The organism is Streptomyces aurantiacus (assembly GCF_001418335.1).
In the GTDB taxonomy this organism is placed as follows: Bacteria; Actinomycetota; Actinomycetes; order Streptomycetales; family Streptomycetaceae; genus Streptomyces; species Streptomyces aurantiacus.
Genome location: NZ_LIPP01000435.1, coordinates 1 through 8,582 on the forward strand (window position 1 = coordinate 1; position 8,582 = coordinate 8,582).

7 protein-coding genes are annotated in these 8,582 nt (G+C 71.5%); 6 read left to right on the top strand and 1 reads right to left on the bottom strand.

Features of this window, described 5'->3' with window-relative positions; translation table 11 throughout:
• The first annotated feature begins 326 nt into the window (after positions 1-326).
• Together AOK01_RS38005 and AOK01_RS42185 are read left to right on the top strand one after the other, a co-directional pair.
• Entirely contained in the window at positions 327-1,259 is a 933-nt protein-coding gene (locus AOK01_RS38005; RefSeq protein WP_245702587.1) for an FkbM family methyltransferase, read from the top strand.
• A gap of 242 nt (positions 1,260-1,501) precedes the next feature.
• Positions 1,502-2,959: a serine/threonine-protein kinase gene (locus tag AOK01_RS42185; RefSeq protein WP_079104079.1), complete on the top strand. Its 1,458-nt coding sequence runs from the start codon at positions 1,502-1,504 to the stop codon at positions 2,957-2,959.
• A 12-nt stretch (positions 2,960-2,971) separates the two neighbouring features.
• Here AOK01_RS42185 and AOK01_RS38015 read toward each other — a convergent pair whose 3' ends face one another.
• Entirely contained in the window at positions 2,972-4,024 is a 1,053-nt protein-coding gene (locus tag AOK01_RS38015; RefSeq protein WP_055519885.1) for a PucR family transcriptional regulator, read from the bottom strand.
• 429 nt (positions 4,025-4,453) lie between these two features.
• On the opposite strand from AOK01_RS38015, the gene AOK01_RS38020 reads away from it, so the two are divergent.
• The 4 genes from AOK01_RS38020 (at position 4,454) to AOK01_RS38035 (ending at position 8,444) form a co-directional block, all read left to right on the top strand.
• Positions 4,454-4,969, top strand: a complete 516-nt coding sequence (locus AOK01_RS38020; protein WP_055519886.1) for a hypothetical protein — start codon at positions 4,454-4,456, stop codon at positions 4,967-4,969.
• A gap of 114 nt (positions 4,970-5,083) precedes the next feature.
• Positions 5,084-6,508, top strand: coding sequence for a flotillin family protein (locus tag AOK01_RS38025; protein WP_055519887.1), 1,425 nt, complete (start codon positions 5,084-5,086; stop codon positions 6,506-6,508).
• Between the two features lie 181 nt (positions 6,509-6,689).
• A complete protein-coding gene (locus AOK01_RS38030) occupies positions 6,690-7,175 on the top strand; it encodes a cation:proton antiporter regulatory subunit (protein ID WP_055519890.1) in 486 nt (161 codons plus the stop codon).
• A 3-nt stretch (positions 7,176-7,178) separates the two neighbouring features.
• Positions 7,179-8,444: a cation:proton antiporter gene (locus AOK01_RS38035; protein ID WP_055519892.1), complete on the top strand. Its 1,266-nt coding sequence runs from the start codon at positions 7,179-7,181 to the stop codon at positions 8,442-8,444.
• Positions 8,445-8,582 lie beyond the last annotated feature (138 nt).

The window sequence follows — 8,582 nt, forward strand, 5'->3', positions numbered from 1 at the left end:
CCAGGGTGGGGGCGGTACGCCGGTGGCGGTGGGGCGGACGGTTCAGCACGGATGCCTCCTACGGCTTCCGACGACAGGGATTCCCTCCCACCGCACCATCGCGCGGCACCTCCCACCAGCGCACCGGGCCGACCGGGTGAGCCCGGCGTGACCGGAGCGGCCTGTGAACTCGCGGCCTTTGCACTCGACCGACTCGACCGCCACGAGGCCGGTCTCGCGCGAAAATTTGTTCTGTGAAGTGCCGGTGAATCGGAGACGACTTCTGCGAGGCTGGCCGGATGCGGACCTTTTACAGAAGAGTGCTCGGAATCCTTCCCCGGATAGGCGTGAAGGTGGTCGATCTGGGCCCCGGTACCTCCCTGGTGTTCCGGCGGGGCGACCGGACCGTCGTGCCCGTGGGCGGTGGCGCCGATCTGGTGACCCGCGGCAAGGGGCGGTACGCGGTCACGGACGTCGGCGCGGACACCTGGGTGGTGGCGCGCGGGGCCACGAAGCGGAGCACGAAGAGTGTTCCCCTCGGCGACGCCGGCGCGCGGCTGCTCCTCGACAAGCCGGTGCCGGCGGACGGTGAACGGGAGTTCCAGCTCGCCGCCGCCCACTATCTGTGCACGCAGCATGTGGCCGCGCTCCTGGAACTGAACCGCGTGAACTGCGTGTTCGACGTCGGGGCCAACAGTGGCCAGTACGGGAAGGGCCTGCGACGCTTCGGCTACACGGGACGCATCGTGTCGTTCGAGCCCGTCTCGGCCACCTTCGAGAAGCTGCAGAAGTCCGCCGAGAACGATCCCGACTGGCATGTGTACAACTTCGCGCTCGGACGCGAGGAGGCCGTGCAGTCCATTTACGTGGACTGGAAATCCATGAACTCCCTGCTGCCGCCCAGCGAGTACGGCAAGGAGCGCTACCGGCGGTTCGCCAAGGGGCGCACCGAGGAGATCGAGATCCGCCGGCTCGACGACGTGATGCAGAAGGCGCTTGAGGGGGTCGAGGACCCCCGGCCGTATCTGAAGATGGACACGCAGGGCTTCGACATGGAGGTGTTCGCCGGGGCGGGCGAGCGGATCTCGGAGTTCGTCGGCATGCAGTCCGAGGTGGCGGCTCTGCGGTTGTACGAGGGGAGCCCGGCGATGGGGGAGGCTGTCGCCGCGTACGAGGCGGCCGGCTTCGGGGTCACCGGGATGTATCCCGTGACCCGCGACCCCGCGACGGGCCGGGTCGTGGAATTCGACTGCGTGATGGTCCGCGCGGAACCCATCTGATTGCGCCGTTCCCCGCGCCTGCCTTTCATCTTTCAGGGGCGCGGGGAACTGCGCGCTCAGCCACAACCAACCCGCACCCGACATCCCAGCGCACCCCCTCGCGGCCCGCAGGGCGTTCGCGGGGTCGTGGGATCGGTAGGCTGTGGGTACTGCGAGTCCCCCCATCTGCGCGCTTCCGCAAGGCTGAAGTGCCGTTCGCGGTCGTCGTGTTGGCCTTCTGCTGTGTTGAGGATGATTCGCTGGTGCTCGTCGCGGAGCGGTATCGGTTGCAGGCGTCCATCGGCCGCGGTGGGATGGGCGAGGTGTGGCAGGCCACCGACGAGGTGCTCGGCCGTACCGTGGCCGTCAAACTGCTGTTGGGGGACGAGGCGGACAGCGCGTCGTCCGCACGGTTCCGTCTTGAGGCGCAGACGGCGGCGAGGCTGAGCCATCCGTACGTCGTCGCCGTCTTCGACTTCGGCGCCTGGGACGACCGTTTCTATCTGGTCATGGAACTCGTCGAGGGCCGTAGCCTCGCCCAGGAGCTGACCGCGTCCGGCACCCTCGGCGCGGAACGGGTGGCCACCGTCGCCGCCCAGGCCGCCGCCGGGCTCGCCGCCGCGCACCGCGAGGGGATCGTGCACCGGGACATCAAGCCGGGCAACCTCCTCGCGGACGCCCAGGGCACCGTGAAGATCGGCGACTTCGGCATCGCCCGCTTCGTCGACGACCCGTCGTCCGCGCTCACCACGGCCGGCCAGATCGTCGGCACGAGCCTCTATCTCGCCCCCGAACGAGCCCTGGGCCGCCCGGCGTCGGCCGCCTCCGACGTGTACTCCCTGGGCTGCGTGCTCTATCAACTGCTCACCGGCAGACCGCCGTTCCAGGCCGAGAACTCCACGGTCACGCTGCACCAGCACATCGACATGGCGCCGGTGCCGCCCCGCGAGCGCGGTGCCCAACTGCCGCCCGCCTTCGAGAACTACCTCCTCGGCCTCCTCGCCAAGCAGCCCGAGGACCGGCCCACGGCCCAGGCGGTCGCGGACTGGTTCGGCACGGGGGCCTGGCAGGGCAGGCCGGAACCGCTGCCGGTGGCCACACCGCCGACGCCCACGACGACATCGAGAACCCAACAACCGAGAACCCAACAACCGAGAACCCAGCAGTCCAGAGCCAAGCAGTCCAGGGGTCAGCAGCCGAGAGCCCAGGCGTCGTACGCGTCCGGGCCACCGCAAGCCGGAGCGGGAGGGGGAACGGGGGCCGGGGCCGGGTCCTCCGACGGGGCCCCGACGACGTACCGGCTGCCGCCGACCACCGCGCGTCCGGCCGGGCGCTCCGCTCGTGGCGCCCGCACGGCCCCCTCGTCGCACTCGGCGCATTCGGCCCCCGCGTCGCACTCGGCCCGTTCCGCGCCCTCGCGCCGGGCGCGGCCCGCCGGCGGGGGAGGCACCGGTGGCGGAATCGCGGCCGCGGTCCGCCGGCGGCCCCGGGTGTTCGGCATCCTCGCCGGTGTCGTGCTCTTCGTGCTGGCCGTGCTCGCGGGCATGTCGATGTTTTCGCCGGACAACACCGGCACGGAGAACGGTTCGAAGGACGCCAGGCCCTCCGCCGGGCCGACCGATGGCGCGTCCGGCAGGCCGGGGTCGGACACCGGGGCACCCGCCGCGGGAACGGCGGACGAGGGCGACGAGAGCGACGAGAGCGACGAGGATGACGACTGAGGGGGGCGGGGTTCAGAAGTCCTTCTGCGGCCAGTCCAGCAGCCGCGCTCCGATGACCGCGGTCTGCAGCGTGTACCGGTGCACCGGGTCCGCCGGGTTCGCCCCGGTCAGTTTGTGGATGCGCGCCAGCCGGTAGGTGAGCGCGCGGACGCTCAGTGAGAGCCGCCGGGCGGCCTCCGCGGCGACACAGCCCGAGTCGAAGTACGCGGTGAGGGTGCCGAGGAGTGGTTCGGCGCCACCGCGGGCCGCGCGCAGCGGCCCGAGCGCGCTGACCACCAGATCGGCCATGGCCTGCCGGTCCCGGGTGAGGACGGGATAGACGAGCAGGTCGGCGGAGCGCAGCACGGGTGTGTCGAACTCCAGGCGCTCGGCCAGGTCGAGGGCGTTCAGGGCCTCCTCGTAGGACTGGACGACCCCGCCGGGCCCGGGCTGGGAGCGGCCGATGGCGACCTGCCCGCCGTCGGTGGCCGCGTACGCCTGCTTGGCGAAGAAGGAGAGCACGTCGTCCTGGTCGCCGGGGGCGATGCACACCAGGCGTCCGTCCTTGGTGGTCACGAGGACACTGCGGTCGCCGAACCTGGCGATCAGCGCCTGCTCCACCTCGCGGGGCACCGTGTCGCCCTCGCCGTATCCCGCCCTGCCCCGCGCCACGGCGACGGCGTGCGCGTGCGAGAGGCGCAGCCCGAAGCGTTCGGCGCGTTCGGCGAGCAGACCCAGGTCGCTGCGGCCGTGCAGCAGGTCGTCGATGAACTCCCGGCGCGCGGCCTCCTCCTGGCGTACGGCCAGGAGCTGCGCCCGTTCGTAGCCCTCGGCGAAGGCGTCGACGGCCTGCTCGACGGCGGCGAGGGTGCTCTCGCCGCCGGTGGCCGGCCAGTGCAGGCGGGCGGCGGTGAGGTGTGCGCCGACCAGGGCGCGCAGTCCGAACCCCGCCTCGGCGGCCCGCTTGCCCAGCGCCCGCCGGGATTCGAGTTCGTCACGGGTCAGCCGGCGGCCGGTCGCGGAGGCGTCCGTGAGGATACGGGCGTACCCGTCCAGGTACTCCTCGGGTATGTCCTGCCCCGCCATGCGCTCCCCCGGTCCCTCGCTGAGCCGTCGACGCCTTTCTAGCGCATACGGGAGGAGAGCGGTGCGGCGAGGGCCCGGCTCGCTGCCGGGATACGGCAAGGGAGGGCAAGGGGATGGGGCCCCGGCACCAGGCATCCGTTGACGGTGTCCGGTGCCGGGGCCCCTATCCGTTCCCCCGTGGGCTCCCCCGTTTCCGCCCGACCATCGTGCCCCGGGGAGGGAGCCCGGTGCATTGCCGGAATCCGGCAGTGTTTACGCGCTCTTGATGCCGGGCGGGTGTATCGGCCCGACGCGACCCGCGCCCACTGTGTCGATGCGGCATCAAGAAAGCGTAAAGACTGCCGGGTCACGGCAATATGTACATGTGTACGAAACTGGCAGAATGCCAGTCGATCGAGGTGATCGGCACCAGCGGGGGAGGCGGATCGCATGACTCTGTTTCTGGGTCTCGGCATAGCGGGAATCGTGCTGCTGCTCCTGACGCTCGTCTTCGACGGCGTACTGGAAGGGCTTTTCGGCGGGGCGGGCTTCCTGGACGGACTCTTCGACGGGCTGCTCTCGCTGCCGGTCATCGCCGGGTTCGTGTCGATGCTCGGTTTCGGCGGGGCGCTCGTACTCGGCACGACCGGACTCGGGGCCGGGCCCGCCACCGCGGTGGGTGCCGGGGCCGGCGCCGGGGCGGGCTGGCTGACCTGGCGGTTGAGCCGGGCCCTGATGCGCGATGAGCCGTCCGCCACACCGCGCGGCGCCGACCTCGTCGGCAGCTCGGGTTCCGTCGTCACCCCGATCCCGGTCGGCGGCTACGGCGAGGTGCTCGTGCATCTCGCGGGGCAGCCGGTGAAACTCGCGGCGAAGAGCCCGGAAGCCGTGGCCCGGGGCGCCGAGATCTGGGTCGAGGAGTCCTTGTCACCGACGTCGGTGACGGTCCGCCCGGTCCAGCGCTGAACACCCGTACCGACATCCAGTACCGGTTCCAGTACCGATGTCCCGTACGGACAACCCGTACGGACAACCCGTACCGATCTGCCGCCTGGGGGGTGGCAAAGGGGGGAATCCAGCATGAGTCCAGTCCTCGTCGCGGTCGTGGGAGTCGTCGTACTCCTCGTACTGCTCGCGCTCGTCGTCGTCACCCGTTACAAGGTGGCCGGGCCCAGCCAGGCCTTCATCGTCACCGGGCGGCGCGGCAAGAGGTCCACCGACCCGGACACCGGCCGGGTCGTCACCGACAACAGCGGACAGAAGGTCGTGGTCGGCGGCGGTGTCTTCGTCGTGCCGTTCGTCCAGCAGAAGTTCACCCTCGACCTGTCCAGCCGGCACATCCCGATCTCGGTGCGCGGCGCGGTCACGCTGCGCGGCGTCAAGGCGAACCTCGAAGGCGTCGCCATCGTCAAGGTCGGCGGCACCGAGGACTCCATCCGCGCCGCCGCCCAGCGGTTCCTGATGCAGCAGAACGGCATCGTCGGCTTCACCCAGGAAGTGCTCTCGGGCGCGCTGCGGTCCATCGTGGGCCGGATGTCGGTGGAGGACATCATCCGGGACCGTGCCGCGTTCGCCGGGCAGGTCGCGGAGGAGGCCGAGGCGAGCCTGTCCGGGCAGGGCCTGGTGCTCGACGCCTTCCAGATCCAGGACATCACCACCGAGGGTTCCTACCTGGAGGACCTCGGCCGCCCCGAGGCCGCCCGCGCCAAGCAGGAGGCCGACATCGCGGAGGCGGTGGCCCGGCGCGCCGCCGAGCAGGCCCGCCTGAAGGCCGAGGAGGAGATCGCGATCGCCCAGCGGACGTTCGCGCTCAAGACGGCCGAGATCAAGGCGGAGACGGACGAGGCGGCGGCCCGCGCCTCGGCGGCCGGTCCGCTGGCCCAGGCGGCGCGCAGCCAGGAGGTCCTCGCCGAGCAGGAGAAGGTCGCCCAGCGGCAGGCCGCGCTGACCGACCGCGAGCTGGACACCAAGGTCCGCAAGCCGGCCGACGCCGCCCGCTACCAGGCCGAGCAGGAGGCCGAGGCCCGCAAGGTCGCCCTGGTCAAGCAGGCCGAGGCGGACGCGCAGCGGTCCAGGCTGACCGGTGAGGGCGAGAAGGCGCACCGCGCCGCGCTCGCCGACGCCGTACGCATCGAGGGTGAGGCCGAGGCCGCCGCGATCGGCGCGAAGGGTGCCGCCGAGGCGGAGGCGATGCGCAAGAAGGCGGACGCGTTCTCGCAGTACGGCGACGCGGCCGTGCTGCAGATGCTGGTCGAGGTGTTGCCGGAGGTCGTTGCCAAGGCGTCCGAGCCCCTCAGCGCGATCGACAAGATGACGGTGATCTCGACGGACGGGGCGAGCCAGTTGTCCCGCACGGTCGCGGACAACGTCGCGCAGGGGGTGGAGCTGCTCGGCTCCACGACCGGGGTGGACCTGCCGGGGCTGCTCCGCAGGATCACGGCGCCGGCCGAGCCGGTCGCGGCCCCGCCCGCCACCGCGAACGGCAAGGTCGAGGTGACCGACTGACGGTGCGGCTGAGCGCGCAGTTCCCCGCGCCCCTGAAGGACAAAAGCCGGGGCGCAGCCCCGCTTTTTAGGGGCGCGGGGAACTGCGCGACCAGCCCCCACACGCCTGCGGACGAAGAGATGTCGCAGCCCGCCGTAGGGTGAATGCGGCTCACAGATCGACATCGGACAGGGGACCAGTCATGGGCACTCCACGCCTCAGCAGTACGCCGTTGCCGGGAATCGGGGTGCGGTACGACCTGACGACCCGCGAGCAGCGCCGCATCTCGGTCGTCGCGCACCGGGACGGCGGCCGGACGCTGAGCGCGTACCGGAAGGACGACCCGGACGCCTGCGCCCTGTCCGTCCGGCTCTCCGCAGGGGAGTCCGCCGCGCTGATCGACGCGCTCATGCCCGCCCACCACAGTCCCAGCCTGCTGTCCACGACCGAGCTGGGCCTGGTGGCCGAACGTGTCGAGCTGTCGTCGGTCTCGTACTGGAACGGGCGGCTGCTGGGCGAGACCCGGATGCGTACCGAGACCGGTGTCTCGATCGTCGCCGTGCTGCGCCGCGCCGAGGCCATCCCCTCGCCGACGCCGGACTTCCGGCTGGCGGGCGGGGACACCCTGATCGTGATCGGCACCCGCGAGGGCGTGGAGTCGGCCGCGACCATACTCGGAAGGGAGTGACACGTGCATTCATCCGCGGTCTTCTTGATCGAGTTCGGCGCGATCATCCTCGGCCTCGGGCTGCTCGGCCGGTTCGCGGGACGCTTCCAGTTCTCCCCGATCCCGCTCTATCTGCTCGCCGGTCTCGCCTTCGGCGAGGGCGGGCTGCTGCCGCTGGGCACCAGCGAGGAGTTCGTCGCGATCGGCGCCGAGATCGGCGTCATCCTGCTGCTGCTCATGCTCGGCCTGGAGTACACGGCGACCGACCTGGTCTCCAACCTCAAGACCCAGTACCCGGCGGGCCTGGTGGACGCCGCGCTGAACGCCGTACCGGGCGCGGTGATGGCACTGCTGCTCGGCTGGGGCCCGGTGGCCGCCGTCGTCCTCGCCGGAGTCACCTGGATCTCGTCGTCCGGTGTCATCGCCAAGGTCCTCGGCGACCTGGGCCGGCTCGGCAACCGTGAGACTCCGGTGATCCTGAGCATCCTGGTCCTTGAGGACCTCTCCATGGCGGTCTACCTGCCGATCATCACCGCCCTGCTGGCCGGTGCCGGTCTGGCGGCGGGCAGCGCCACGCTCGCCATCGCGCTCGGCGTCGCCGGGCTCGTCCTCGTCGTCGCGGTGCGCTACGGCCGGCACATCTCCCGCTTCGTCTCCAGCGACGACCCGGAGAAGCTCCTGCTGGTGGTGCTCGGTCTGACCCTGCTGGTCGCCGGTGTGGCCCAGCAGCTCCAGGTCTCGGCGGCGGTGGGCGCGTTCCTCGTCGGTATCGCGTTGTCCGGGGAGGTGGCGGAGGGGGCGCACGGGCTGCTCTCGCCGCTGCGCGACCTGTTCGCCGCCGTGTTCTTCGTCTTCTTCGGGCTGCACACCGATCCGGCGAGCATTCCGCCGGTGCTGCTGCCCGCGTTGGCGCTGGCCCTGGTCACCACCGGTACGAAGATCGCCACCGGTTACTGGGCCGCCAAGCGGGCGGGGATCTCCGCGAAGGGGCGCTGGCGGGCGGGGGGCACGCTGGTGGCGCGCGGCGAGTTCTCCATCGTGATCGCCGGGCTGGCCGTCACCTCCGGGATCGAGCCCAGGCTCGGGCCGCTGGCCACGGCGTATGTGCTGATCCTGGTCATCATCGGGCCGCTTACGGCGCGGTACACGGAGCCGGTGGCCACGTGGGCGACCACCGGGCGGCGGGCCGCTGCCGCGGAGGGGGACGTGAAGGGGGACGTGGAGGTGGATGCCGAGGCGGCGGAGGAGCGGGGACTGGTCCCCAGCCCTGACACGCCCGCCGAGAAGTAACGGTTCGCTTCGACGGCGCCTACGGTGCCTCTCGGGGGCGGGGCGTCTGACGTGGTGTGTTCCGGGACGGCCGGTGGGGGCTGAGCGCGCAGTTCCCCGCGCCCCTGAAGGACAAAAGCCGGGGCGCAGCCCCGCTTT

Excerpts from the sequence above, each read along its gene's own strand:
- AOK01_RS38015 (WP_055519885.1), bottom strand. The coding sequence starts at position 4,024 with ATGGCGGGGCAGGACATACCCGAGGAGTACCTGGACGGGTACGCCCGT.
- AOK01_RS38020 (WP_055519886.1), top strand. The coding sequence starts at position 4,454 with ATGACTCTGTTTCTGGGTCTCGGCATAGCGGGAATCGTGCTGCTGCTC.
- AOK01_RS38025 (WP_055519887.1), top strand. The coding sequence starts at position 5,084 with ATGAGTCCAGTCCTCGTCGCGGTCGTGGGAGTCGTCGTACTCCTCGTA.
- AOK01_RS38030 (WP_055519890.1), top strand. The coding sequence starts at position 6,690 with ATGGGCACTCCACGCCTCAGCAGTACGCCGTTGCCGGGAATCGGGGTG.